Here is a 25170-nt window from a genome sequence, read left to right as displayed (position 1 = left end):
AGTAGGACGTCGCCAGGCAAATAGGAAAAAGAGTAGCTCATTGGAGTTACTCTTTTTTGTGATTAAAATAAGTTTTTTATCTGGTTCGAAGAACAAAGTAGGTTTATTTGATATCTCCTCAAACGCACTGCGAGGGTAGGGAGGAGCAAGAAGGTCGAGGACGCGAGGGAGTGAAGACCGGAGTGTGGTTCCCACACGAGGATCTGAACGAGTGAAGCGGACGAAGAGATTCGCCGCTCATCACTAGCCGCAGCCTTCAGCGCCGATGGTAGTTGGGGCTCCCCCTGTGAGAGTAGGACGTCGCCAGGCAATATTTGAAGAAAGAGTAGCTCTTAGGGGTTACTCTTTTTTGTTTGGTTTTTTTTGAATGTAATTTCTACAAAAGGTTTCAGTGAGGCAGTGGCGCATCTCGTAATATAGGAAGTAAATGGAAAACGACGCATAAATTAAAATAATGACGCAATTAATCTGAAAACGACGCAATCACCTTCCAAAATGACGCAATCCCCACCGAACGGGCCAAACCTTAACGTAAATGATGACCTAAATAGCCGGTGAAGAGGGCCATTTTTTCTATATCTGTTCAAAATCCTCTTGTTTTTAACAAATTTTCCTTATACATACCATCGCACCAGCCCCTGATTCCCGATCTACATCAAAATCCTCCCTTCATATCTCTTCATCTCTCAACCTATTACATTTAAAGCACATCCCCATATATACCAACATCTTTTCACAATCTTTTTTAGAGAGACATACACAGACATGGTGACTGTAACATAAGATAGGATTACACTTGATTATTCTGTCAGTTGAAATGTTTTAAATTATGTATACAATTGGTGGTTTTGAGGCAGAATAGGTTGTATGGAGGTGGAGAGCCCTATGGTAAATCAGGAACGTAAGGCGGATGGGGAAGAGTGTATCGTTTGTCACGTTGAGAAAAAGGTTGGAATCCATCTATACACATCGTTTATCTGCACAGAATGTGAGAAAGAAATGGTTCACACAGAAACGAATGATCCTTTGTATAAGCTGTTCATACAGAGGCTGAAAAAAGTGAATACTCCTCAAATCTACTCATAACCAGAAGGTATACATGGTTATGATTTTTTTTTGTCGTGATTTACTAGGTTGATTGATTCAAGGTCCGTATGATTTTCATACTCCAGGACAGCAGGGTTATGATACGATATGAATGTAGATTTTTATTGAGGAGATAGATTGAATGAAGCGTGATCATACGAGAACCCCTCTTATTGAGGCATTGGAAAGACATCGGTCCTCAACCCCTATTTCATTTCATGTTCCCGGGCATAAGAATGGTTTATTGATGGGAGACCACCACTCACGATTTCAATGGGATCTTACGGAATTGAGCGGATTGGATGATTTACACGATCCGCATGAGGCGATTCGGGAAGCCGAGGAATTGCTGAAGGATGTATATGGGTCTTTAAAGAGTTATTTCCTGGTGAATGGAAGTACGGTAGGGAATATTGCGGCGATCCTTGCTTCCTGTGGTCCTGAGGATATGGTGTTTGTTCAACGGAATTGTCATAAGTCGGTGCTGAATGGCATTAAGCTTGCCAAGGCTGTTCCGATATTTATAGAAACAGAGTGGAATGAGGAAGGGACGGCCCTTGGGATCGGGTTGGATGCTGTGAAGGAAGCGCTGAAGGCGTTCCCTCATGTAAAAGCATGTGTCCTGACGTATCCGACTTATTACGGGTTTGTCTATAATCTTGAAGAAATCATAAAAGAATTACATAAGCATGAGGTAACGTGCATCATTGATGAGGCGCATGGTCCGCATTTTACCCTGGGTTCCCCTTTTCCGGAATCTGCACTGGGTTGCGGGGCAGACATTGTGGTTCATTCAGCTCATAAAATGCTTCCGGCCATGACGATGGGGTCTTTTTTACATATTGGAAGTAATCGGGTGAATGAGCGGAAGGTAAAAGAGTATTTATCTATGCTACAATCAAGTAGTCCATCTTATCCGATTATGGCATCCCTTGACTATGCGAGGTCTTATGTCGGGACGTTCTCTGAAGAGGACCTGGATCAAGCGCTGGAGGATATCGGGAAGTTTGTACAAGCGATCGAAGGGGGCCATCCCCAGCTTATGGTTAAACGGACCCATGATCCCTTGAAGCTTGTCCTGGCGCTTCAAGGGCGTACAGGTTATGTTCTTCAGGAACTGTTAGAGTCAGAAGGCATCTATCCGGAGCTTGCTGATCCTGCTCAGGTCCTGCTGATCCTTCCTTTAGTAAAGAAGGGCCTTTCGTTCCCATATCAAGAGGCAGCCAGAAGGATCAACAGGGCGCTGGAGGATGAGCCGGTGATGGAGGCCCCTCTAAAGAAAGGGACCGGCCATCCGGAAAGAAGGGCCCATTTTTCCACCTTGGCCTTAACCTTGGAGGAAATGGACGGGAAAGAGGAAGTCCCTGTTTCCCTGGACGCTGCGGAAGGTGAAATATCCGCCGGGATGGTGATACCTTACCCACCGGGGATCCCGCTGTTGGTACCAGGGGAAAGGATTACCGCAGATGTAATCGAGCGGTTAAAAGAATATATAGTGAATAAGGCAAACATACAGGGTCATCACCGATTGGCGGACCACTGTGTGTATGTGTATCGATAAAGCGGAGGGAACTAGATGACAAGAGGATTGTTCATTACCGTTGAAGGTCCTGAGGGAGCTGGAAAATCAACGATATTATCAGAGTTATATAATCAGCTATTGCAGGATGGATTGGATGTTGTTCAGACGAGGGAGCCGGGGGGCATTTCCATTGCTGAGCAGATCAGGGAAGTCATATTACATACAGCGAATACGGAAATGGATAAACGGACGGAAGCCCTGTTATATGCAGCTGCAAGGCGTCAGCATCTGGTAGAGAAGGTGATCCCTGCCCTTAACGAGGGAAAGATTGTGATCTGTGACCGGTTCATAGACAGCTCCCTTGCCTATCAGGGGAATGCCCGTGGGATCGGGATGGAAGAAGTCATGGAAATCAATCAATTTGCGATCGAGGATAAGATGCCGGATCTCACCCTGTATTTTGACATCGACCCTGAAGAAGGATTAAAGAGGATTGCCAAGCATAATGGCAGGGAAGTGAATCGACTGGACCTGGAATCGGTGGATTTCCATACCCTCGTCCGGGAAGGATATCAGAAAGTAATCAGACAGTACCCTGAGCGCATTCACGTCATTGATGCCAGTAAGAGCAAAGAAGCGGTGTTTGCCGATGCGTATGAAATCGTGACTCGATATGTAAATAAGTAAGGCTGGTTAATGGAATAAGGCGGACTTCTAAGCATCCATCGCTGCTAAGAAGTCCGTCTCTTTTTTAGATGAAGCATTGGAGTCGGTTCAATGATATAATAGAAGGAAGTAAATGGCTTTATAACGGAGGAATTCATTCATGAAGGTAATTATGGCAGTTGTACAGGATAAAGATAGCAATCGTTTGTCAAATGCCCTGATGGAACATAATTTTCGTTCGACAAAATTAGCGAGCACCGGGGGATTCTTGAAGTCCGGGAATACGACGTTCATTATCGGGACAGAGGATATTCGCGTGGAGAAAGCGCTACAGGTCATTAAAGAAAATTGTCAGTCCCGTGATCAGATGGTGGCGCCTGTATCCCCAATGGGCGGAAATGCAGATTCCTACGTGCCGTATCCCGTCGAAGTGGCCGTTGGCGGTGCGACTGTATTCGTTCTCCCTGTAGAACAATTCCATCAGTTTTAAAGTGAGGTTGGCCGTATGAAAATAAATCAAGATCATCGTGTGTCCCTGGATAGTGTAGCGAAAGATCAGAGATCCGTCGGTACGGGTCAAGTTAAGTTCGGGCAGCTTGTTCAGAAACACGATCAGAAAATGCAGATGGATCAGCTCAATAAGCTTCTCACGACGATAGAGGATGCCGGCAGGCGTTTAGCCCAATCAAGGACCTTCAAGGATCTTGCCAAGTATAAAACGCTGGTCAAGAAGTTCGTGAGGGAAGCCGTCGATTTCGGGATGGACCTGAAGCAATCCCATACATGGAATCAGTATGGGGAAGGGCGGAAGCTCAATATCGTCGAAACGGTTGATCAGCATCTTGTCGGGTTAACGGAAGATGTATTGGATAAAGAAAAGAAATCCATTGATATATTAGGAAAAATCGGAGAAATAAAAGGATTGCTTATCAATCTTTATATGTAAGAGAGTGATGTTAAGACATGTTGTTTGAAGAGATACAACCATTTCAGCCCGTCGTCCTTCAAATGCTCCAGAATAGCATTTTAAAGGATCGTGTCGCTCATGCTTATTTATTTGAGGGTGAAAAAGGGACACGAAAGAAAGAAATGAGCATCCTGTTCGCCAAGGCATTGCTGTGCCTGAACCGGGTAGACGGAAAGCCTTGTGAAAACTGCTCTAACTGCAAAAGGATCAACCACGGGAATCACCCGGATCTGCATGTGGTGGAGCCTGATGGTCTATCAATCAAGAAGGAACAGATCAAAAGTCTGCAAGAAGAATTCTCGAAAACGGGTGTAGAATCGAAGAAAAAGATATACATCATTGTCCATGGGGATAAAATGACGGCGAATGCGGCTAATAGCCTACTTAAGTTTCTTGAAGAGCCGTTGGCGGATACAACAGCGATCCTGATCACGGAAAATATTCATCGGATCCTGCCTACCATCCTTTCGCGGTGCCAGACGGTTTCATTTAAGCCGTTGCCGAAAGAACAGCTGACCCAACAATTGTTGGAAGAGGGGATCCCGCCCCATTTTGCCACGCTCGCAGCCAACTTGACGAACCATTATGAGGAAGCTGTAGAAATATGTCAAAATGAGTGGTTTGCACAAGCAAGAATAATAGTGTTAAAATTATATGAAGTCCTCCAGAAAAGTCCCTTCCAAGCAATGGTCAAAATACAAGAGGATTTTGTACAGCACTTCAAAGAAAAAGATCAAGTCGATCGGGCATTGGATCTTTTACTTCTAATATATAAAGACTTACTTCATATCCAGCTGGGAAAAGAAGAACAGCTCGTGTACCCGGACCAAAAGGAAAACTGGAAATCCAACGCACTTCAAGTATCAACGAATCGTCTTTCTACTAATATGACGGTGATCCTTGAAGCAAAACGCAAGTTAAACGCCAATATGAATTCGCAGCTGCTAGTAGAACAGCTTATGCTAAAACTGCAGGGGTGATGGTCCTTTGTACGATGTTGTAGGAGTTCGCTTTAAAAAAGCGGGTAAAATCTATTATTTCGATCCGGGTGATTTGGACATTCAAAAAGATTGTTATGTAATCGTTGAAACGGTCCGCGGAGTCGAATTTGGAAAAGTAGTCGTAGAGAGAAAGCAAGTAGGAGAAAACGATGTAGTGCTTCCTTTGAAAAAAGTGATTCGTATCGCTGATCAAAAAGATCGTTTGATCGTAGACGAGAATAAATCGTCTGCAACGGAAGCCTATAACGTATGTTGTGATAAAATCAATCAGCATCAATTGGATATGAAATTGGTAGATGTAGAATATACATTCGATCGTAATAAAGTCATATTCTATTTTACGGCTGATGGACGTGTTGATTTCCGGGAGCTGGTGAAAGATCTGGCCTCCATTTTCCGTACACGCATTGAACTTCGTCAGATTGGCGTTCGAGACGAAGCAAAAATGCTGGGTGGTATTGGTCCTTGTGGCCGCATGCTATGTTGTTCAACCTTTTTAGGTGATTTTGAACCTGTGTCCATCAAGATGGCGAAGGATCAGAATCTATCTCTTAATCCAACGAAGATTTCAGGTTTATGCGGACGATTGATGTGCTGTCTGAAATACGAGAATGACGAGTATGAAGCAGCGAAAGAAGAATTACCTGATATCGGAGAAGTGATTAAGACACCTCATGGAAAAGGTAAAGTGGTAGGTCTTAATATTCTGGAACGTATTCTTCAAGTGGAAATCAAAGGAGAAGAACGGGTTCTGGAATTTACATTAGATGAAATTATGAACGAGGGTGCCGTATCATTCCAAGCCACAGAGTAACGGGGTGTAGTGTCGTGGATAAGAAAGAGTTCTTTGATTCAGTCAGTAACATGGAACAACAAATTGGTCATTTATATCATCAATTAGGTGAGCTCAAACAATGCCTAGCTGAAATGTTAGAGGAGAATAACTCTCTAAAGCTAGAAAATGAACATTTGCGCCGTAGACTGGAACAAACAGCGAACTCACCAAAAAAGGTACAAACAAACAGCGATACGGGTACGACGAGTGAGTCAGACTTAGAAGATAGAACACTGGATATCGGAGAAGGCTACGACAACCTTGCCCGATTATACCAGGAAGGATTCCATATTTGTAACATACACTTTGGAAGTCCCCGGAAGGATGAAGACTGCTTGTTCTGTCTTTCTTTCTTGAACAAGAAGTGAGGAACAACCCATCCTTATAATTGAATACAGATAAAAAGGACTGATCCACTTCAAGTGGGATTGGTCCTTTTTATTCGAAAAGCGGAGGGGCTTTGCCCAGGGGCGACAAGCATAAGACGAGTCTGTCGGAAAGGCGTATTTTGCCTTTTAGACAGAATGGGCTTATGACCTCGAGCCCCTAAGCCCCGCAGCTGGACAAATTGAAAAGCAAAACAACATATAATAGAAGAAAAATGGAGGAAGCCTATGGTCGAGTTAAAAGAAGATGAACGCTTGGATTATTTATTGGCAGAAGAGATGAGGATCATTCAAAGTCCATCTGTTTTCTCTTTTTCAACAGATGCGGTCCTTTTGGCCCATTTCAGCTATTTGCCGATTCATAAAGGAAAAGTGGTTGATCTATGCTCGGGTAACGGGATCATCCCCTTGTTGCTCAGCGCAAGGACCAATGTCCATATTACAGGTGTAGAAATCCAGGAGCGGCTGTTTGATATGGCACAAAGAAGCATCGAGTATAACGACCGCCAACATCAGATAACCATGAAACAGGGGGATATAAAGGAAATCGATACACTCCTTCATCATTCCCATTACGATGTGGTGACATGTAATCCTCCCTATTTCAATACGCCGCCAGGGGATAAGCGGAATGTGAATGAGCATTATGCGATTGCCCGTCATGAAATTTTATGCACACTGGAGGATACCATCAAGGCATCAAGCTATTTATTGAAGCAGGGTGGAAAGGCTTCTTTCGTGCACCGTCCGGGCCGTTTGATGGACATCCTGTCATTGATGAGGAAGCACCGTCTCGAGCCTAAACGATTACGCTTTGTCTATCCGAAGCCGGGAAGAGAAGCCAACACCATCCTGATTGAAGGAATAAAAGATGGGAAACCGGACCTAAAGATCCTTCCTCCTTTATATGTGTATGATGAAAAGAATGAATACTCCATGGAAGTACATGATATGTTATTTGGACATAATGAAACAAACGAACAAACGTGAAACAGGAGGTGAAATGAACCATGAATCAACAAAAAAGCTTTCAAGATCGTGACAAGGGAAGCTTATATCTTGTGCCGACGCCAATCGGGAATTTAGAAGATATGACGTTTCGTGCCATCCGAATGATGAAGGAGGCGTCCGTAATCGCAGCTGAAGATACAAGAAACACTAAAAAGCTGTGTAATTACTTTGAAATTGACACGCCTATCATCAGCTATCATGAGCACAACAAAGAAACGAGCGGACAGAAGCTGATTGATCGAATGGAAAGAGGGGAACTCGTTGCCCTTGTAAGTGATGCAGGGATGCCGTCGATCTCAGACCCGGGTTACGAACTGGTGAAGGAAGCAATCGATCACGATATTGCAGTCATTCCATTGCCGGGGGCGAACGCTGCTCTTACGGCTCTGATTGCTTCAGGTTTGACTCCGCAGCCATTTTACTTCTATGGGTTTTTACATAGAGGGAAAAAAGACAAAAGGGCTGAGCTTGAAACATTAAAATCGTTGGAAGATACCTTTATCCTATATGAATCACCACACAGATTAAAAGAAACATTAAAAGAATTATATACGATCTTAGGAAATAGACAAATCGTCATTTGTCGTGAGCTTACGAAGAAGTTCGAGGAATTCATCCGCGGCTCTTTGGAAGAAGTCATGGAATGGGCAAACGATGGAGAAGTGCGTGGGGAATTCTGCTTATTGATCGAAGGAGCAGGCCCGCTGGAAAAAGAAGAGGAAGAGTCTTGGTGGAGCCGTTACTCACTGCAAGATCACGTCCAGTATTATGTGAACGAAAAAAGCATGTCCTCCAAAGAGGCCATCAAACTAGTCTCAAAAGAGAGGTCTCTCCCCAAAAGGGACGTGTATCAAGCTTATCATGTAGAATAAGGACGGCGCAGGGACATTGTCCTGAAAGCATCCACACAAAAAGGCCTGAGTCGAGTAGACTCAGGCCTGACGTATAGAAAAAACAAATTATTTTGTTTGTAGTGATTCCTGGATTTCTTTAAGTAATTGGTCTGCACCTTCACGGCTAAGAACCAATTTACCGTTCGCAAGCTTGATGTTGTCATCAGAAACTTCTCCAGTGATCTGACAAGTCATGCTCGGCTTATATTTCTTTAAGATGATTCTCTCGTCATCCACATAAATCTCCAAAGCATCTTTCTCAGCGATACCTAATGTACGGCGTAATTCGATTGGAATAACGACACGGCCTAATTCATCAACTTTTCTTACAATACCTGTAGATTTCATTTGAAAATCTCCTCCAAATAAATATTATTTATCTCTCTCTATTTCGTCAATATTCGACAAATTTCTTTTGCTGATACTATCATACCAACGATTTGGAAACTCGTCAATAATTTAATCTGTAAATTATTATTAAAAAATGGATATAAAAATACTGTTACAATAAGCTTTACGCTTTATTGTAAAAAATTGTATTACCAATTAAATATTATTGTAATAAAAACGATATGAACAGAGTATGTCGAATTTTCTTTATTATTTGCACAAAATCGACATAATTCGACAAAAACCCATATCCATTTCGACAAATTCCAATATCAGCATTGTATAGTTGCAGAAACCCTATATTTTAGGTATATTTTGATGAGATAAGAGGTTAAGATGATAGGTAAGACTATCCTGCGTAGAGACTGGATGTATATAGCAGACATACCACTATAAACCATACGGAGGCTTATTTGGCTTTATGGGGGTAGAAGAAAAAAAGAGGAGGAACAGAAAGTGGAAGAAAAGTTGAACACCTTCTATATTACAACGCCGATTTATTATCCAAGTGGAAATTTACATATAGGACATGCCTACACCACGGTTGCCGGTGATGCCATGGCCCGTTATAAAAGAATGCGTGGATTCGATGTCATGTATCTGACAGGAACGGATGAGCATGGACAGAAGATCCAGAGAAAAGCCCAGGAAGAAGGCATCACTCCTCAAGCTTATGTCGATGGCATTGTGAGCGGCATCAAAGATCTATGGGGGAAGTTGGATATTTCCTATGATGACTTCATCCGGACTACAGAGAAGCGCCACAAGGATATCGTCGAAAAGATCTTCAATCAGCTTGTAGATCAAGGGGATATTTATCTGGATCAGTATGAAGGTTGGTACTGCACACCTTGTGAATCCTTCTTTACGGAAAGACAATTGGAAAACGGGAATTGTCCCGATTGCGGGCGACCGGTTGAAAAAGTAAAGGAAGAATCGTATTTCTTCAAGATGAGTAAATACGTCGATCGACTTCTTGCCTATTATGAAGAAAACCCTGAGTTCATTCAACCAGAGTCCCGTAAGAATGAGATGGTGAACAACTTCATTAAACCTGGTTTGGAAGACCTGGCTGTTTCACGTACGACCTTTGATTGGGGAGTGAAGGTACCGGGAGATCCGAAGCATGTGATTTACGTTTGGATCGATGCTCTTTCCAACTATATTACGGCATTGGGATATGGAAGCGAAAATGATGCGAACTACTTGAAATATTGGCCTGCCGACGTCCATCTGGTAGGAAAAGAAATTGTCCGTTTCCATACGATCTATTGGCCGATCATGCTGATGGCACTGGACCTGCCCCTTCCTAAGAAGGTATTCGCCCATGGATGGCTTTTGATGAAGGACGGAAAAATGTCCAAATCCAAAGGGAACGTCGTGGATCCCGTTACCCTGATCGACCGTTACGGACTGGATTCCCTTCGCTACTATCTGTTAAGAGAAGTACCGTTTGGATCGGACGGAGTGTTCACCCCGGAAGGATTCGTCGAGCGGATCAACTTTGATCTGGCAAATGATTTGGGGAATCTGCTAAATCGTACCGTCGCCATGATCAATAAATACTTTGATGGAGTCATCCCGGCGTATGTTGATTCCAAAGGTGAATTTGATCAAGCCCTCCTGGATATGAATAATGAAACGGTGAAAAAATATGAAAACGCCATGGAAAATATGGAGTTTTCAGTGGCCCTATCAAGTCTTTGGCAGTTAATCAGCCGCACGAATAAATACATCGACGAAACCCAGCCTTGGGCCCTTGCGAAAGATGAAAGCAAGAAAGAAGAGCTTGGCAGTGTCATGAGTCATCTGGCTGAATCGTTAAGAAGAGTTGCGGTCTTATTGCAGCCTTTCTTGACAAGAACACCGAAGAAGATTTTTGAGCAACTGAATCTTCATGAGGAAAAGATGCACACATGGGAAAGCCTGGAGCGTTTCGGAGCGATTCCGGCAGGCACCGAAGTAGTCAAAAAGGGTGAACCTATTTTCCCGCGTCTTGAACTTCAAGAAGAGGTGAATTTCATTAAAGAGAAAATGCAGGGGTCTGCTCCTGCTGTGGAAGAAAAGAAGGAAGTACCCGCTGTGGAAGAAGCAGAGGAAATCGGGATCGATGATTTCATGAAAGTTGAGCTTAGAGTAGCCGAGGTTATAGGAGCGGAGCCGGTTAAAAAAGCGGATAAGCTTCTAAAGCTGCAATTGGATCTTGGCTTTGAAAAACGCCAAGTAGTATCGGGGATCGCTAAGTTTTATAAGCCCGACGAACTGGTAGGAAAAAAAGTAATCTGTGTAACGAACCTGAAGCCGGTAAAACTGCGAGGGGAGCTCTCCCAGGGAATGATCCTTGCCGGAGAAGAAAATGGAACGCTGTCTCTTGCTTCCATTGACCAGTCTTTACCAAATGGAACCAAAGTAAAATAAGTTTTTTGTGATTTTATCCTTAAAGGGATGTTCCACGTGGAACATCCCTTTATTATTTCTGCAAAATAAAAATTAACAAAAAAAAGAATATTTATAGTGGTTATTTCAGATATTCATTATATTAATATAACTATAAAATAGAAAGAAACAGATTATTTTAGTTCTGTGAGTAAAATAGATAGAATGAGGGGTAACTGCGAATAAAACAGTATAAATAAAAAATATCCATAGAAACCATAATATGTAATATGAATGTTACATGAATGTGATGCTTGTCATGCTTTTTTATATTAAACTTATCTTTATTACAAGGAGTGTCTTACATGCTATTTGATACACATGTTCATTTGAATGCTGAACAATTTGACGAAGATCTGGAGGAGGTATTGTCAAGAGCAAAAGAAGCTGGAGTCGAAAAAATGGTGGTCGTCGGTTTTGACCGGCCTACGATTAACCGGGCCATGGAGCTCATTGGCCAATACGATTTCTTATATGCCGCGATCGGTTGGCACCCAGTGGATGCAATTGATATGACGGATGAAGATCTAACCTGGATAGAAGAGCTTTCACAACACCCTAAAGTCGTTGCGATTGGGGAAATGGGGCTTGACTATCATTGGGATAAGTCACCCAGGGATGTTCAAAAAGAAGTGTTCCGGAAACAGATTCAACTAGCCAAGAAAGTAAAACTCCCGATCGTCATACACAACCGTGATGCCACACAGGATATTGTGGACATCCTTAGGGAAGAAGGGGCAGAGGAAGTAGGAGGGATCATGCACTGCTTCAGCGGAAGTCCGGAAGTCGCAAAGGAATGCGTCGACATGAATTTCTATATTTCCCTTGGAGGTCCCGTCACCTTTAAGAATGCAAGGAAACCAAAAGAAGTGGCAAAGGAAATCCCTTTGGAAAAGCTTCTGATCGAGACGGATTGTCCTTATCTTGCCCCTCATCCTTATAGAGGAAAGAGGAATGAACCGGCTTACGTGAAGCTGGTGGCGGAACAGATCGCTGAATTAAAAGAATTGACAGTGGAAGAAGTAGAAACCATTACAACCGAAAATGCAAAAAAATTATTCAACATAAAATGACACCAGATATTGTCGAGAATTGAGAGAGCTTGTCCAAATAGGAAGTAAAAACAAAAAGTTCTACATAGGAATCTGGTTTCATAGGATAAACGTGTCGATAACTCTCTCTTTTCTTTTTCTCTTCTTTTCTGCATAATATGGTTTATGTTCCCGGGTTTCAATATTTTGCTAGTTTAGGTTAGAAGAAGTAAGGGTTGACAGTCACTGGATAACTCTATATAATCACTCCGAGAAAAGGAGGCGTTTTTCATGAACTTTAAAGCCATGAAAAGCCTGTTTTCCAAGTCTTTGAGTCGAAGGAAATGGATTGTTACAATCGGAACAATAGTAACATCTGCAGCTGTATTCGGGATTCTTTTTTATGAAGGATCCAAAAACACTGTAGCATTGACCTTAGACGGCGAGCAAAAAGAGATTAGGACGCATGCAGACACAATTCAAGATATATTAAAAGAATTAGAGATTTCACCCCGCTCAGAAGACTATTTGTACCCCTCGGGGAATACGAAGGTTTCAAATAACATGAACATTGTTTGGGAACCGGCAAAACAGGTAGGGATCGTTGTAGGAGGCCAGGAGAAAAAGATCTGGACGACTGCCGATACAGTAAAAGAGTTACTCTCTGAAAATGAAATCAAAGTAGGAGAATATGATAAGATCCAACCCGGCTTATCAGAAAAAGTAACAGGGAACATGAATGTAAAGATTGATACCGCATTTTCACTCAAGCTTGTAAACGGTGGGAAAGAGCAAAAGGTATGGTCTACTTCGACTACGGTCGCTGACTTTTTAAAGCAACAAGGAATTACACTAAAAGATTCAGACCGTGTTGAACCAAGTTTAGACAAAGTTGTTAAAGCAAATGATGTCGTAAATGTCGTTCGAGTTGAAAAAGTCACCGATGTAGTGGAAGAGACAAAGAATTTCACCGTTATTTCAAAGAAGGACTCAGACCTCTCAAAAGGAAAAGAGAAAGTCGTTCAAGAAGGTAAAACCGGGAAGATTGAAAAGAAATATGAAATCGTAAAAGAGAACGGCAAAGAAGTTTCTAGGAAACTAGTGAGTGAAAAAGTCGTGGAAGAAAGCCAGGATAAAATCGTGAACGTCGGTACAAAGGTATTAGTGGCCCAGGTTTCACGGGGAAGCTCTTCATCCTCAACCAGCTCGCAAGCTTCAGCCGCTCCGAGTGGCGGACGGGAATTCTATGTCAGTTCCACCGCGTACACAGCGTCATGTAATGGTTGCTCAGGCCATACAGCTACAGGCATCAATTTAAAATCCAATCCTAACGTCAAAGTGATTGCGGTCGATCCTTCCGTTATTCCTTTAGGATCCAAGGTGTATGTGGAAGGCTATGGGTATGCCGTTGCGGCAGATACAGGCGGAGCAATCAAAGGAAATAAAATCGATGTATTCTTCGCATCCAAATCGGACGCCTATCGATGGGGAAGAAAAACCATCAAAGTGAAGATATTGAACTAAGAGCAGGGTATTTTCCTGCTTTTTTTTATTTCTTGGATAAAACCGTTATAATGATTTTAGGTCTTCATGTATTTAGACGAAATGAAAAGCAGAAATGTTTCAATTTTTTTGGAGGAATTATGAAAATAAAAGAAATCATTGTTGTGGAAGGAAAAGATGATACAGTAGCCATTCAGCGTGCCGTCGATGCAGATACCATCGAAACGAATGGTTCAGCGGTGTCTCCTGCTACTATAGAGAAAATCAAACACGCCCAGGAAAAAAGGGGCGTCATCATATTTACGGATCCCGATTATCCGGGAGAACGAATCCGGAAAATCGTGGCAGAAGCAGTGCCGGGATGTAAGCATGCCTTTGTACATAAGAAGGACGCGCTGCCGAAATCAGGCAGGGGGATAGGTGTAGAACATGCAGCACCAGAGGTCATACGTGAATGCTTGAAGGAAGCACATCTATTGGATGACGAGCAGGAAGAAGTCATTTCAAAAGAGGATTTGATCGATGCCGGTTTAATCGGGAGTCCACAATCCAAGGATCTTAGAATAGCGCTTGGAGAGAAGCTCCGAATCGGATACACTAATGGGAAACAGCTGCATAAAAGATTACGCATGTTTAATATTCAAAGAGAAGAGTTTAAAAAAGCGTTAATGGAAATCATTCAGGAGGAAGAAAATGCATAAAGATATTGCAACCCCGATACGCACGAAAGAAATCCTTGCAAAGTATGGCTTTTCGTTTAAGAAGAGCCTGGGTCAGAACTTTTTAATCGACCCCAATATCCTGCGAAACATCACGGAGTACGCAGGCTTATCAGAGAAAACGGCCGCCATTGAAATCGGGCCTGGTATCGGAGCTTTGACAGAGCACCTTGCCCGTACGTCAGGTAAAGTCGTGGCCTTTGAGATCGATCAGCGTCTGATCCCGATCCTTGATGATACCTTATCTCCTTATGATAACGTAAAAATCATTAATGAAGATATTCTTGAGGCGGACGTCGAATCAATCATTAACAGAGAATTTGAAGGGTTTGACGATATTATGGTGGTCGCCAACCTTCCATATTACGTCACAACACCCATCATCCTGAAGTTGTTGATGGAGCGCCTTCCAATCAGGGGGATATGCGTGATGCTGCAAAAGGAAGTAGGAGACCGTATTTCGGCAAGACCGGGAACGAAAGCCTATGGATCCCTTTCGATCGCCATTCAGTATTACACAGAGGCCGAGATGGTCATGACAGTCCCGAAGACGGTCTTTATGCCGCAGCCGAATGTGGACTCTGCCGTCATCCGTTTAACGAAGCGTGAGAAGCCTCCTGTAGAGGTCATCAGTGAAGACTTCTTCTTCACCGTTACACGCTCGTCTTTTGCCCAGAGAAGAAAGACGATCTTGAATAACTTAACAAGCCAGCTCCCTGAAGGAAAAGAAAAGAAAGACATGATCCTCGAAGCTTTATCACAAGCCGGGATTGAACCTGCCCGCCGGGGAGAGACGCTGACCATTCAGGAATTCGGTCAGTTGAGCGATGCATTGTACCCTCATTTTAAATAAACCACAGACAGATGGCTGAACGTGAAAGTGCGTTCAGCCATTTTTTATTGACACCGAATTTTCGTGGATTGCATAGGTTATCACAGGGAATATTTACTTAATTGATGATAAGGAAAGGGTAGAAAAGGGTAGGGCAGGTGCTGGTCCTCCTCGGCTTGTTCTTTTCCTTTTTTGATTAATCAACGAATGTTTATCCCATGGGAGTGACTGATGTGAATATCGAAATCAATGATGTCGTAGCTCGCCTTTCATATCAATGTGATATTTTATTCAGGGTAATAGATATCCGTATGATAGATGGTCATAAAACGGCAGTGCTGTATGGTGAAGATTTTCGATTAATAGCGGATGCTCCTTTTCATGATTTGAAGAAGATGGACCCTAGAGAACAGGACCGTATTGCAGAGGAGTTTCGTTCGAAAGAGGAACAATCCCTGGACCTGTTCCGCCAGGATATAGAGCTTCTCAAGTATAAGCAGGAATACAGGGTAACGAATGCTTATCGAGACGATTATAACTATTTCCAAGTTCCGGGGAAAGTGCTTCATCTTGATGGAGATCCCAGCTATTTAAGGAAATGCCTAGATCTTTATGAGAAAATCGGTGTCCCGGTAAAAGGTGTTCACTGCAGTGAAACAGAGATGCCTCAACAGATCGGGCCACTTATCGATAAATATAGACCGAATATTATCGTATTAACCGGTCACGATGCCTATTCCAAGGGGAAAGGGTCCAAGGCGGATATCAATGCATACCGCCATTCAAAGTACTTTGTTCAGGCAGTAAGAGAGGCTCGCAGTAAATCTCCCCACCTGGATCAACTCGTGATCTTCGCAGGCGCTTGTCAATCCCACTTTGAATCTTTGATCCATGCAGGTGCCAATTTTGCGAGTTCCCCTTCCAGAGTCAATATCCATGCCCTGGATCCCGTCTATATCGTAGCGAAAATCTGTTTTACGGGATTTAAAGATTCGGTGAATGTCTGGGATGTCATCCGCAATACATTGACAGGGGACAAAGGACTTGGCGGGATCGAAACAAAAGGCGTTCTTCGTACAGGAATGCCTTACAAAATCAGTGAAGAAGAATAGAGAATGTTCGACAAAACCCTTGAAGACCTTGCAATTTACGCCAGAATTGTAAGGTCTATTTCATTTTGGGGTGTCATATACTGGTTGGGTGGTGGTTTTTTTACTTGTCAGGCATAAGCAAGCCTCCTGCGCTTTTATTGTTATCCAGCTCCAGGGCTTAGAGGCTCGAGGTCATAAGCCAAGCCTGCCAAAAAGGCAAAGAACGCCTTTCCGGCAGGCTCGTCTTATGCTTGTCGCCTCTGGGCAAAGCCCTTCCGCTTTTATTGTTTACATAATTTTTCATTCATTGGGGAATGTTAGGGATGTAGAAAAAACGTACTTTTTGTTGAATAAAATATATTGACAGGTGTTCATGATTCTTGTTAAAATAATAAATTTATTTGACTAAAATTACATAATGTGTTATATTTAATAACAGTGAGGTGGAAGCGAAATGCCAAAAACATTAGCCGACATTAAAAGATCCCTTGATTCTAATCTGGGGAAACGTTTAATGCTTAAAGCAAACGGTGGACGTCGAAAAACAATTGAGCGTTCAGGTGTTCTAGCCGAAACGTATCCTTCTGTGTTCGTGGTTCAACTGGATCAAGAAGAGAATGCGTTCGAACGAGTTTCTTACAGCTATGCAGATGTTCTCACTGAGACAGTTCAATTAACATTTTATGATGAAGCAACAGGAAATATCATCTTTAGCCAGCAGTAGACAATTGTTTGCTGCTTTTTTATTTGTTTAAAATACATGTTTTACATATTATCCTTCTCATCTTTTGACCTCCAATACACATACTATACATGTGGTGCATCAAAAAGGAGGTAAACAATGGGTAGAAGAAGAGGAATCATGTCTGATCAATTAAAAGAAGAAATCGCTCAGGAATTGGGATTCTATGACGTTGTTCAGAAGGATGGTTGGGGCGGGATCACGTCCCGGGACGCTGGGAATATGGTCAAGCGTGCGGTTGAGCGCGCAAGCCGGCAGCTTTCTGAAAATCATCCACACTAACTCTTTTTTTCACATATGATTACATCTTTTATCAGTACCATATACAGAGGGTCGCCTTAAAAGTGTAATGCTTTTCAGGCGGCCTTTGTTTAGTAAGAGACAAGACCATCTTTCCTATCAGTACTTTCCGTGATAAAATAACATACTTGTATGAGTATGTTTAGAAGTTAACACTCTCTATAATAAGTGTATGATACAATATAACAAAGAGTATTGGTAAGAAGGTGATGATATGAGGTTATTAGTGAAGGCGCCGGCAAAAATTAACCTATCACTTGATGTTTTACATAAACGTTCAGATGGTTACCATGAAGTTGAGATGGTTATGACGACAATTGATTTAGCGGATAGAATCGAGCTCACGAATCTTTCAGACGACACGATCAAAATTCTCTCCCACAATCGATTTGTACCGGACGATGGAAGAAACCTTGCCTATCAGGCTGCACAGCTGCTTAAAGAGAGATTGAACATCAAGAAGGGTGTAGCCATTTCCATCGATAAAGTGATCCCCGTAGCTGCAGGGTTAGCAGGGGGAAGCAGTGATGCGGCAGCAACGTTAAAAGGATTGAATCGCTTATGGGGTTTAGGCCTCAGTATGGACGAGCTGGCAGAGCTGGGTGCAGAAATCGGCTCGGATGTATCCTTCTGTGTTTACGGAGGTACAGCGTTAGCGTCGGGTAGAGGAGAGAAGATCAAGCATCTTCCTGCTCCACCGAACTGTTGGGTGATACTGGCAAAACCGACAATAGGAGTTTCAACAGCGGATGTTTATAAAAATTTGGATCTTAAAAACATGACACATCCGAATACAAATGCAATGATATCAGCATTAGAACATGGAAATTATCATGATATTTGCTCCAATTTAGGAAATGTACTCGAATCGGTTACATTGGATATGCATCCCGAAGTGTCCCAGATTAAAGATCAAATGGAGCGGTTTGGTGCCGATGCCGTTCTGATGAGCGGAAGCGGTCCGACAGTATATGGATTGGTGCAATATGAATCAAGACTTCATCGAATCTACAATGGTTTAAGAGGTTTTTGTGATCAAGTGTTCGCAGTGCGTATGCTTGGAGATTAAGAGCTCTTGCCGAAATCCGTATATTAATGATATATTTACATTATAATATTCGGATTCAGGAGGTATCTTTGGTGAAGTTTAAGCGCAGCGAACGATTGATTGATATGACGCACTATTTATTAGAACGGCCCCACCAGCTTGTTCCTTTGACTTTTTTCTCTGAACGGTACGGTTCTGCCAAGTCTTCCATCAGTGAGGATTTGACGATTGTAAAGGAAACATTTGAAGGACGGGGTGTCGGGACGGTTCAAACGGTTCCCGGGGCAGCAGGTGGAGTGAAATATGTTCCAAAGGTAAACAGTCAGGAAGCGAAAGAAATGATCGAGGAACTTTGTGTTCACCTGGAAAGCTCCGATCGTCTATTGCCGGGCGGGTACCTTTACATGACGGATCTGCTTGGTAACCCTCAGCTCATGAAGAGTGTCGGGAAATTGCTGGCATCTGCTTTTGCAGAGAAAGATATTGATGTCATTATGACAGTGGCGACGAAAGGGATACCGATTGCCAATGCGATTGCTTCCTATTTGAATGTTCCGGTTGTCATCGTCAGACGGGACAGCCGTGTAACCGAAGGGTCGACTGTGAGCATCAATTATGTGTCAGGTTCATCCAAGAGAATCCAATCCATGGTTCTTTCTAAAAGAAGTCTGAAGGAAGGGTCAAAAGTATTGGTCGTGGATGATTTCATGAAAGCAGGGGGAACCATCAATGGGATGAAGAACCTCCTTGAAGAGTTCTCTGCCACCCTGTCGGGAATCGGGGTATTGGTTGAATCCAATAGCATGGACGGTCGACTGGTGGATGATTATGTATCATTGTTAAAATTGTCTGATGTCAATGAAAAGGATAAGCAGATTTCCTTAACGGAAGGAAATTATTTTCAATCCAATCTAACATTTTTACCATAAGGGGAGGCATCTTAATATGCGTGTAGTTTCTACTAAGGAAGCACCAGCAGCAATTGGTCCATATTCACAGGGTATTGTCGTAAACAATTTGTTCTACAGTTCAGGGCAAATCCCTTTGACAGCGGAGGGTTCAATGATTGAGGGAGATGTAGCGGAACAGACGCATCAAGTGTTTCGCAATCTTCAAGCCGTTTTATCTGAAGCCGGGGCAACGCTTGAAACAGTGGTCAAAGCAACGGTCTTCATTAAGGATATGAATGATTTCGGCACGATCAATGAAGTATATGGGGAGTATTTCAGCAGCCACAAGCCTGCTCGTTCTTGTGTAGAAGTAGCCCGCTTACCGAAAGATGCCAAGGTTGAAATCGAAGTAATCGCACTCGTGAAGTAATCTTCACGGGTGTTTTTTTGTATCAAAAAAGAAGTGTAGTTCAAATGGAATGGATGAATGAATGGAAAAAATAAAACTTTTCAAAAAATTTTACAATTTAAGAAGGAATATCTAAATAATTCGTTGAATACATAGAGTAGATTTCATCTAGGGAAAAAGGTGGTGAACAGAATGGAAGTAACAGACGTAAGATTACGCCGAGTAAACACCGATGGTCGCATGAGAGCTATCGCATCTATTACGCTGGATAATGAATTTGTTGTTCATGACATTCGCGTGATTGATGGGAACAATGGCTTATTTGTAGCGATGCCAAGTAAGCGGACTCCGGATGGGGAATTCCGTGATATTGCTCATCCAATTAACTCGGGTACTCGCGGCAAGATTCAAGATGCCGTCTTAGCTGAGTACCATCGTTTAGGAGAGCTTGAAGAAGTTGAGTTAGAAGAAGCTGGGGCTTCCTAATAGGATCTATAGCATCAAGAGCCTACTTTTTGTAAGGCTCTTTTTTTTGTCTTTTGGAGCCCCTTTTTAAAAAAGTTGGTTCTTACGTTTTTTGTATACCCAGGCTTATAGAATGGCGAAACCTCTATATAAACTTTTTTTGTTTTTTTGTGGTAAAGAAAATTCGACATGGGTTGCATCCTCTTTTCTGCGATGTCCAGCTCCGGGGGCTTGGGGCTCGAGGTCATAAGCCAAGGAACCCAAAAAGGCAAAGAGCGCCTTTCCGGGTTCCTCGTCTTATGCTTGTCGCCCCAGTGCGAGCCCCTTCCGCTTTTCTGATGTCCAGCTCCGGCGGCTAGAGGCTCGAGGTCATAAGTCAAATCAACCAAAAAGGCAAAGGACGCCTTTCCGGGTTCCTCGTCTTATGCTTGTCGCCCCAGTGCGAGCCCCTTCCGCTTTTCGAATTGTCCAGCTCCGGCGGCTAGTCCCTCGAGGTCATAAGCTAAATTGACCAAAAAGGCAAAGAACGCCTTTCCGGTCAATTCATCTTATGCTTGTCGGGCCTGGGCAAGCCGCCTCCGCTTTTCGTTTGTCAAATATATGTACTTTTACATGAATCCTTGAAATGATAAAGTTTTTAGGATATATTCGTTATGGATAAAAAGGTTATTGGAGGACCAAAAATGACAAATCGATATGCCGTTATATTAGCTGCCGGACAAGGTACGAGAATGAAGTCGAAGCTTTATAAAGTTCTTCATCCTGTGTGTGGCAAGCCAATGGTGGAACATGTGGTCGACCAAATTTCAACACTACATATAGAGAAGACTGTCACGATCATCGGTCATGGTGCCGAGCTTGTGAAGTCGCATTTAGAAGGCAAGAGTGATTTCGCCCTTCAGGCTGAGCAATTAGGCACAGCTCATGCTGTCATGCAGTCTGAGGATGTCCTGGGTGACCTGGAAGGTACGACTTTAGTGGTATGTGGTGATACGCCGCTCATTAAAGGAGAGACAATGGAAGCATTGGTGAAACACCATGAGGGACAGGGTGCCAAAGCGACTATTTTGACAGGTCATACAGAATCCCCAGATGGCTACGGACGAATCATCCGTAACCAGGAGGGGTTAGTTGAACGCATTGTGGAACATAAGGACGCAACGGAAGCAGAAAGAAGCGTTAAGGAAATCAACACGGGAACATATTGTTTTGATAATAAAGCATTATTTGACGCGTTAAAGAAAGTGTCGAATGATAATGTACAAGGTGAGTACTACCTGCCGGATGTCATTGAGATCCTTCAATCGGAAGGTGAAATCGTCAGTGCGTACCAGACAAGTGACTTTGACGAGACTTTGGGTGTCAACGACCGTGTAGCGCTTTCCCAAGCTGAGATCACAATGAAAAAGCGCATCAATGAGTACCATATGCGTAACGGTGTAACAATTAAAGATCCGAACAATACGTATATCGATGCAGATGTGACAATCGGAAGAGATACCCTGATCCTGCCGGGTACAGTGCTTAAAGGGAACACTGCAATCGGTGAGGACGCCATAATCGGACCGAACTCCGAGGTGAAGGATTGTCAGATCGGGGACCGGACCGTTTTGAAACAGTCTGTTGCCCATGACAGCTCGATTGGGTCGGATGTTCAAATTGGGCCATTTGCTCATATCCGCCCCGCTTCTTCCATTGAAGATGAAGTGAAGATCGGCAACTTTGTCGAGATCAAGAAAGCTACTTTCGGTAAGGCGAGCAAGGCATCACATTTAAGCTACATCGGTGATGCTGAGGTTGGACAAGACGTCAACATCGGGTGTGGATCGATCACGGTGAACTATGATGGAAAGAACAAGCACCTGACGAAGATCGAAGACGGTGTATTCGTCGGCTGTAATTCAAATCTGGTTGCTCCTGTGAACGTAGGCAAAGGTGCGTATATCGCTGCCGGTTCTACGATTACCGAGGATGTTCCGGGTGAGTCCCTTTCCATTGCGAGGGCACGCCAGGTAAATAAAGAAAATTATGTTCAAAATCTAAATCATAAGAAATAACGGGAGGTCCACAATGCCAAACTCTTATATTAATTCCAAGTTGAAAATCTTCTCTCTTAATTCTAACTACCACCTTGCAAAGGAAATCGCTGATGAGGTAGGAGTTGAATTAGGGAAATCTTCTGTTAAACGTTTTAGTGACGGTGAAATCCAGATCAACATCGAAGAAAGTATCCGTGGTTGTGATGTGTTCGTCATCCAATCTACATGTCAGCCTGTAAATGAAAATCTGATGGAGCTTTTGATCATGGTAGATGCGCTTAAACGTGCTTCTGCTAAAACGATTAACATCGTGATGCCATATTACGGTTATGCCCGTCAAGACCGTAAAGCGAGAGCACGTGAACCAATCACCGCTAAATTAGTGGCGAACCTACTTGAAACAGCCGGTGCTACACGTGTCATCACACTGGATCTGCATGCTCCTCAGATCCAAGGTTTCTTCGATATCCTGATCGATCACCTGATGGGTGTTCCGATCTTAGCGGATTATTTCGAGGAAAGAGGATTCAATACAGAAGATCTTGTCATCGTTTCCCCTGACCATGGAGGGGTAACAAGAGCACGTAAGCTTGCAGAGCGCCTGAAAGCTCCTATCGCCATCATTGATAAGCGTCGTCCGAAACCAAACGTGGCTGAGGTTATGAACATCGTCGGTAATATCGATGGGAAAATTGCGATCCTGATCGATGACATCATCGATACGGCGGGTACGATCACACTTGCAGCCAATGCGTTAGTAGAGAACGGAGCGAAAGAAGTATATGCTTGCTGTACGCACCCGGTTCTTTCCGGTCCTGCCATCGAGCGCATCGAAAACTCTAATATTAAAGAATTGGTTGTAACGAACTCCATCCCACTAGGGGAAGAGAAAATGATCGGTAAAGTGAAGTCCCTGTCAGTGGCTCCTCTGATCAGTGAAGCGATCATCCGTGTCTACGAACAACAATCTGTCAGTACGCTATTTGATTAAGAATTAATATTTGTAGTTTGTGCATAGAAAGAAGAGCCTGTCCCTTATGTCAGGCTCTTCTTTTTTCGTTTTCTGCACGAACGGTATCAGGAGTGAAAACGCCCATCTGCCAACATTCCCCGAGCGCTTCTCCCGTTATTAATTGCTTTTTCTATGTTTATTTCAAATGGGATTAGGGTAATTACTATATATAGAACTTTAACTAACATAAAAGATTAGGGAAGGTGTTGGATTAGACATGGCAACAGAACTAAAAGCAAATACCAGAAAAGATTTTAAACGATCTTCATTAACAAAGCTGAGACACGAGGGGAATATTCCTGGAGTTGTGTACGGCTACAAAGCAGATAATACACCAATCATGGTAGATGCCATTACATTCATTAAAACGATCCGTGAAGTAGGAAGAAACGGAATTATTTCTTTAAACGTAGATGGTACTAAACAAAACGTCATTTTAAGTGACTATCAACAGGATCACTTGAAGGATGCCGTTACTCATGTTGATTTCCTTGCTGTGAATATGTCAGAGGAGATCGATGCGGATGTTCGTATCGAGCTTGTAGGAGAAGCGGCAGGCGTGAAAGACGGAGGCGTGATGCAGCAGCCGTTACATGAGGTATCAGTAACAGCCAAACCGAATGATATTCCGGAATCCATTGAAGTGGACGTAACGGAGCTTCAAGTGGGAGAAACGGTAACGATCAGCGATATCCGCGACAAGTACAGCGTCACTCTCAATGAAGAGGACGATCGTACCATCGCTTCGATCCTGGCACCAAGACAGGAAGAAGAAATCGACAGCGGTGAAGAGCAGGAAGCCGGCACACCTGATAATGAAGAAGGCAGAGAATCAGAAGCCAGTGAAGAAAGTGAATCAACGGAAGAATAAAAATCACTATTTTTTGGCGTAACCTTTTGCAGGTTGCGCTTTTTACGTTATTCTAGAGGTATAAGGTCAGAAGAGGTGTTAGAAATGAAGTTAATCGTTGGTCTTGGGAATCCGGGATCTCAATATGAGAAAACGAGACATAATATCGGATTCGTTATTATAGATGCGTTAGCCGATCGGCTGGGCGTTTCGTTGAACCAGTCAAAGTTTAAAGGGGTTTACGGCACATATCATCATAAAGGTGAGAAGGTCGTTCTTTTAAAGCCTCTTACGTATATGAATCTGTCAGGGGAAAGCATTGTACCCTTAATGGATTATTTCGGGATTGAAGATGAGGATTTACTGGTCATTTATGATGATTTGGACTTGCCGGTAGGGAAATTGAGATTAAGACAAAAGGGAAGTGCTGGTGGGCATAATGGCATTAAGTCAACCATCGCTCATTTGGGTTCCCAGCAGTTTAACCGCCTGCGGGTGGGAATAGACCGCCCAACCAACGGAATGAGCGTTCCCGATTACGTCCTTGGGAAATTTTCAAAGGAAGAGCAGCCTGAACTGGATAAAGCCATTTCCTCCAGCGTGGAAGCGTGTGAAACATGGTTGGATAAACCATTCCTTGAAGTGATGAATAAATTCAACTAACCATTTCATATACTGAATGTCCAGGGACCATTCCCCGTCAAGGTTGAATAACTGCCTTCTATCAGGTCCATACTAACAGTATAAATGTGTATGGAGGGAAGGATATGGCAATCCATTATCAGTGCAGGCATTGTGGTACGAAGGTAGGGACCCTTTCAAATGTATCCGTGGATTCTGAGCAGCTTGGCATTCATATGCTGACGGATGAAGAACGGTTACATATGGTTCAGTATCAGGACAATGGAGACATTCAAGTAAGGACGATCTGTGAAGATTGTCAGGAGAGTCTGGAGAGAAATCCGGCCTATCATGAATTAGATCATATCATTCAGTAAGACGCTTTGGTTCCGAACCAAAGCATTTTTCTGTTTACACTTATCTAT

The 25170-nt window shown here is 43.1% G+C and carries 27 protein-coding genes and 2 pseudogenes; 28 read left to right on the top strand and 1 reads right to left on the bottom strand.

Annotation, left to right across the window (positions count from 1 at the left end):
• Window positions 1–885: 885 nt before the first annotated feature.
• The 10 genes from CN378_RS17225 to rsmI all read left to right on the top strand — a co-directional run bounded on the left by CN378_RS17225 (window position 886) and on the right by rsmI (window position 8346).
• Window positions 886–1086 carry a sigma factor G inhibitor Gin gene (locus tag CN378_RS17225; RefSeq protein WP_257141193.1) on the top strand — a complete coding sequence of 67 codons (201 nt, stop codon included), beginning with the start codon at window positions 886–888 and terminating at the stop codon, window positions 1084–1086.
• Window positions 1087–1228: 142 nt separating this feature from the next.
• Entirely contained in the window at window positions 1229–2647 is a 1419-nt protein-coding gene (locus CN378_RS17220; RefSeq protein ID WP_098353719.1) for an aminotransferase class I/II-fold pyridoxal phosphate-dependent enzyme, read from the top strand.
• A gap of 15 nt (window positions 2648–2662) precedes the next feature.
• Complete coding sequence (gene tmk, locus CN378_RS17215) at window positions 2663–3295, top strand: dTMP kinase (RefSeq protein WP_098353718.1); 633 nt, start codon at window positions 2663–2665, stop codon at window positions 3293–3295.
• A gap of 139 nt (window positions 3296–3434) precedes the next feature.
• The gene (locus CN378_RS17210; protein ID WP_034762933.1) at window positions 3435–3764 is read left to right on the top strand and encodes a cyclic-di-AMP receptor; all 330 of its coding nucleotides are present in this window, start codon (window positions 3435–3437) and stop codon (window positions 3762–3764) included.
• A gap of 15 nt (window positions 3765–3779) precedes the next feature.
• Window positions 3780–4220, top strand: a complete 441-nt coding sequence (locus CN378_RS17205; protein WP_098353717.1) for a YaaR family protein — start codon at window positions 3780–3782, stop codon at window positions 4218–4220.
• Between the two features lie 17 nt (window positions 4221–4237).
• On the top strand, window positions 4238–5221 hold the full coding sequence (holB, locus tag CN378_RS17200; protein ID WP_098353716.1) for a DNA polymerase III subunit delta': 984 nt from the start codon (window positions 4238–4240) through the stop codon (window positions 5219–5221).
• Between the two features lie 7 nt (window positions 5222–5228).
• Window positions 5229–6056: a PSP1 domain-containing protein gene (locus CN378_RS17195; RefSeq protein WP_098353715.1), complete on the top strand. Its 828-nt coding sequence runs from the start codon at window positions 5229–5231 to the stop codon at window positions 6054–6056.
• Between the two features lie 14 nt (window positions 6057–6070).
• Window positions 6071–6445 (top strand): DNA replication initiation control protein YabA, encoded by a 375-nt coding sequence (gene yabA, locus CN378_RS17190; protein ID WP_098353714.1) that lies wholly within the window; start codon window positions 6071–6073, stop codon window positions 6443–6445.
• Window positions 6446–6691: 246 nt separating this feature from the next.
• Complete coding sequence (locus tag CN378_RS17185; protein WP_098353713.1) at window positions 6692–7453, top strand: tRNA1(Val) (adenine(37)-N6)-methyltransferase; 762 nt, start codon at window positions 6692–6694, stop codon at window positions 7451–7453.
• Between the two features lie 20 nt (window positions 7454–7473).
• The gene (gene rsmI / locus CN378_RS17180) at window positions 7474–8346 is read left to right on the top strand and encodes a 16S rRNA (cytidine(1402)-2'-O)-methyltransferase (RefSeq protein WP_098353712.1); all 873 of its coding nucleotides are present in this window, start codon (window positions 7474–7476) and stop codon (window positions 8344–8346) included.
• An 87-nt stretch (window positions 8347–8433) separates the two neighbouring features.
• Here the strand turns inward: rsmI and CN378_RS17175 are convergent, their stop codons facing one another.
• Window positions 8434–8715 carry a transition state genes transcriptional regulator AbrB gene (locus tag CN378_RS17175; protein WP_098353711.1) on the bottom strand — a complete coding sequence of 94 codons (282 nt, stop codon included), beginning with the start codon at window positions 8713–8715 and terminating at the stop codon, window positions 8434–8436.
• A gap of 498 nt (window positions 8716–9213) precedes the next feature.
• Between CN378_RS17175 and metG the strand changes: the two genes are divergently transcribed.
• From metG to fin, 18 genes and pseudogenes are all read left to right on the top strand, one after another.
• Complete coding sequence (gene metG / locus CN378_RS17170; protein WP_098353710.1) at window positions 9214–11175, top strand: methionine--tRNA ligase; 1962 nt, start codon at window positions 9214–9216, stop codon at window positions 11173–11175.
• Between the two features lie 323 nt (window positions 11176–11498).
• The gene (locus tag CN378_RS17165; protein WP_098353709.1) at window positions 11499–12266 is read left to right on the top strand and encodes a TatD family hydrolase; all 768 of its coding nucleotides are present in this window, start codon (window positions 11499–11501) and stop codon (window positions 12264–12266) included.
• A gap of 249 nt (window positions 12267–12515) precedes the next feature.
• Window positions 12516–13322: pseudogene (locus CN378_RS17160) on the top strand (ubiquitin-like domain-containing protein); the annotation flags it as partial.
• Window positions 13323–13472: 150 nt separating this feature from the next.
• Window positions 13473–13748, top strand: a pseudogene (locus CN378_RS23455) (3D domain-containing protein); the annotation flags it as partial.
• Window positions 13749–13867: 119 nt separating this feature from the next.
• On the top strand, window positions 13868–14428 hold the full coding sequence (rnmV, locus tag CN378_RS17155) for a ribonuclease M5 (protein WP_098353726.1): 561 nt from the start codon (window positions 13868–13870) through the stop codon (window positions 14426–14428).
• A complete protein-coding gene (gene rsmA / locus CN378_RS17150) occupies window positions 14421–15299 on the top strand; it encodes a 16S rRNA (adenine(1518)-N(6)/adenine(1519)-N(6))-dimethyltransferase RsmA (RefSeq protein ID WP_098353708.1) in 879 nt (292 codons plus the stop codon). The genes rnmV and rsmA overlap by 8 nt, the downstream gene beginning before the upstream one ends.
• Window positions 15300–15511: 212 nt before the next feature.
• Complete coding sequence (yabG, locus tag CN378_RS17145; protein WP_179884955.1) at window positions 15512–16390, top strand: sporulation peptidase YabG; 879 nt, start codon at window positions 15512–15514, stop codon at window positions 16388–16390.
• A 433-nt stretch (window positions 16391–16823) separates the two neighbouring features.
• Window positions 16824–17093, top strand: a complete 270-nt coding sequence (gene veg / locus CN378_RS17140; RefSeq protein ID WP_032085220.1) for a biofilm formation stimulator Veg — start codon at window positions 16824–16826, stop codon at window positions 17091–17093.
• 117 nt (window positions 17094–17210) lie between these two features.
• A complete protein-coding gene (locus CN378_RS17135; RefSeq protein WP_098353706.1) occupies window positions 17211–17393 on the top strand; it encodes a small, acid-soluble spore protein, alpha/beta type in 183 nt (60 codons plus the stop codon).
• 232 nt (window positions 17394–17625) lie between these two features.
• Entirely contained in the window at window positions 17626–18480 is an 855-nt protein-coding gene (ispE, locus tag CN378_RS17130; RefSeq protein ID WP_098353705.1) for a 4-(cytidine 5'-diphospho)-2-C-methyl-D-erythritol kinase, read from the top strand.
• A gap of 71 nt (window positions 18481–18551) precedes the next feature.
• Window positions 18552–19388, top strand: coding sequence for a pur operon repressor (purR, locus tag CN378_RS17125; protein WP_098353704.1), 837 nt, complete (start codon window positions 18552–18554; stop codon window positions 19386–19388).
• 16 nt (window positions 19389–19404) lie between these two features.
• Window positions 19405–19779, top strand: coding sequence for a RidA family protein (locus CN378_RS17120; RefSeq protein WP_098353703.1), 375 nt, complete (start codon window positions 19405–19407; stop codon window positions 19777–19779).
• A 171-nt stretch (window positions 19780–19950) separates the two neighbouring features.
• Entirely contained in the window at window positions 19951–20244 is a 294-nt protein-coding gene (gene spoVG / locus CN378_RS17115; protein WP_032085215.1) for a septation regulator SpoVG, read from the top strand.
• A gap of 662 nt (window positions 20245–20906) precedes the next feature.
• Window positions 20907–22280, top strand: coding sequence for a bifunctional UDP-N-acetylglucosamine diphosphorylase/glucosamine-1-phosphate N-acetyltransferase GlmU (glmU, locus tag CN378_RS17105; RefSeq protein WP_098353701.1), 1374 nt, complete (start codon window positions 20907–20909; stop codon window positions 22278–22280).
• 13 nt (window positions 22281–22293) lie between these two features.
• Complete coding sequence (locus tag CN378_RS17100) at window positions 22294–23253, top strand: ribose-phosphate diphosphokinase (RefSeq protein ID WP_098353700.1); 960 nt, start codon at window positions 22294–22296, stop codon at window positions 23251–23253.
• Window positions 23254–23491: 238 nt separating this feature from the next.
• Window positions 23492–24145, top strand: a complete 654-nt coding sequence (locus CN378_RS17095; protein ID WP_098353699.1) for a 50S ribosomal protein L25/general stress protein Ctc — start codon at window positions 23492–23494, stop codon at window positions 24143–24145.
• An 84-nt stretch (window positions 24146–24229) separates the two neighbouring features.
• Entirely contained in the window at window positions 24230–24787 is a 558-nt protein-coding gene (pth, locus tag CN378_RS17090) for an aminoacyl-tRNA hydrolase (protein ID WP_098353698.1), read from the top strand.
• 104 nt (window positions 24788–24891) lie between these two features.
• Window positions 24892–25122 carry an anti-sigma-F factor Fin gene (gene fin / locus CN378_RS17085; protein WP_098353697.1) on the top strand — a complete coding sequence of 77 codons (231 nt, stop codon included), beginning with the start codon at window positions 24892–24894 and terminating at the stop codon, window positions 25120–25122.
• Window positions 25123–25170 lie beyond the last annotated feature (48 nt).

It is taken from the genome of Bacillus sp. AFS015802, assembly GCF_002561455.1.
In the GTDB taxonomy this organism is placed as follows: domain Bacteria; phylum Bacillota; class Bacilli; order Bacillales; family Bacillaceae_B; genus Rossellomorea.
Note: the sequence above shows the minus strand (reverse complement) of the source record. Positions and strands in the feature narration are given on the sequence as shown.

What these genes read in the sequence shown, in the direction of transcription:
- CN378_RS17205 (WP_098353717.1), top strand. Translation starts at nt 3,780, where the DNA reads ATGAAAATAAATCAAGATCATCGTGTGTCCCTGGATAGTGTAGCGAAA.
- CN378_RS17185 (WP_098353713.1), top strand. Translation starts at nt 6,692, where the DNA reads ATGGTCGAGTTAAAAGAAGATGAACGCTTGGATTATTTATTGGCAGAA.
- CN378_RS17100 (WP_098353700.1), top strand. Translation starts at nt 22,294, where the DNA reads ATGCCAAACTCTTATATTAATTCCAAGTTGAAAATCTTCTCTCTTAAT.
- veg (WP_032085220.1), top strand. Translation starts at nt 16,824, where the DNA reads ATGCCAAAAACATTAGCCGACATTAAAAGATCCCTTGATTCTAATCTG.
- holB (WP_098353716.1), top strand. Translation starts at nt 4,238, where the DNA reads ATGTTGTTTGAAGAGATACAACCATTTCAGCCCGTCGTCCTTCAAATG.
- CN378_RS17225 (WP_257141193.1), top strand. Translation starts at nt 886, where the DNA reads ATGGTAAATCAGGAACGTAAGGCGGATGGGGAAGAGTGTATCGTTTGT.
- fin (WP_098353697.1), top strand. Translation starts at nt 24,892, where the DNA reads ATGGCAATCCATTATCAGTGCAGGCATTGTGGTACGAAGGTAGGGACC.
- CN378_RS17175 (WP_098353711.1), bottom strand. Translation starts at nt 8,715, where the DNA reads ATGAAATCTACAGGTATTGTAAGAAAAGTTGATGAATTAGGCCGTGTC.
- rsmI (WP_098353712.1), top strand. Translation starts at nt 7,474, where the DNA reads ATGAATCAACAAAAAAGCTTTCAAGATCGTGACAAGGGAAGCTTATAT.
- pth (WP_098353698.1), top strand. Translation starts at nt 24,230, where the DNA reads ATGAAGTTAATCGTTGGTCTTGGGAATCCGGGATCTCAATATGAGAAA.
- rsmA (WP_098353708.1), top strand. Translation starts at nt 14,421, where the DNA reads ATGCATAAAGATATTGCAACCCCGATACGCACGAAAGAAATCCTTGCA.
- CN378_RS17210 (WP_034762933.1), top strand. Translation starts at nt 3,435, where the DNA reads ATGAAGGTAATTATGGCAGTTGTACAGGATAAAGATAGCAATCGTTTG.
- CN378_RS17220 (WP_098353719.1), top strand. Translation starts at nt 1,229, where the DNA reads ATGAAGCGTGATCATACGAGAACCCCTCTTATTGAGGCATTGGAAAGA.
- CN378_RS17165 (WP_098353709.1), top strand. Translation starts at nt 11,499, where the DNA reads ATGCTATTTGATACACATGTTCATTTGAATGCTGAACAATTTGACGAA.
- glmU (WP_098353701.1), top strand. Translation starts at nt 20,907, where the DNA reads ATGACAAATCGATATGCCGTTATATTAGCTGCCGGACAAGGTACGAGA.
- ispE (WP_098353705.1), top strand. Translation starts at nt 17,626, where the DNA reads ATGAGGTTATTAGTGAAGGCGCCGGCAAAAATTAACCTATCACTTGAT.
- CN378_RS17095 (WP_098353699.1), top strand. Translation starts at nt 23,492, where the DNA reads ATGGCAACAGAACTAAAAGCAAATACCAGAAAAGATTTTAAACGATCT.
- CN378_RS17120 (WP_098353703.1), top strand. Translation starts at nt 19,405, where the DNA reads ATGCGTGTAGTTTCTACTAAGGAAGCACCAGCAGCAATTGGTCCATAT.
- tmk (WP_098353718.1), top strand. Translation starts at nt 2,663, where the DNA reads ATGACAAGAGGATTGTTCATTACCGTTGAAGGTCCTGAGGGAGCTGGA.
- spoVG (WP_032085215.1), top strand. Translation starts at nt 19,951, where the DNA reads ATGGAAGTAACAGACGTAAGATTACGCCGAGTAAACACCGATGGTCGC.
- CN378_RS17135 (WP_098353706.1), top strand. Translation starts at nt 17,211, where the DNA reads ATGGGTAGAAGAAGAGGAATCATGTCTGATCAATTAAAAGAAGAAATC.
- rnmV (WP_098353726.1), top strand. Translation starts at nt 13,868, where the DNA reads ATGAAAATAAAAGAAATCATTGTTGTGGAAGGAAAAGATGATACAGTA.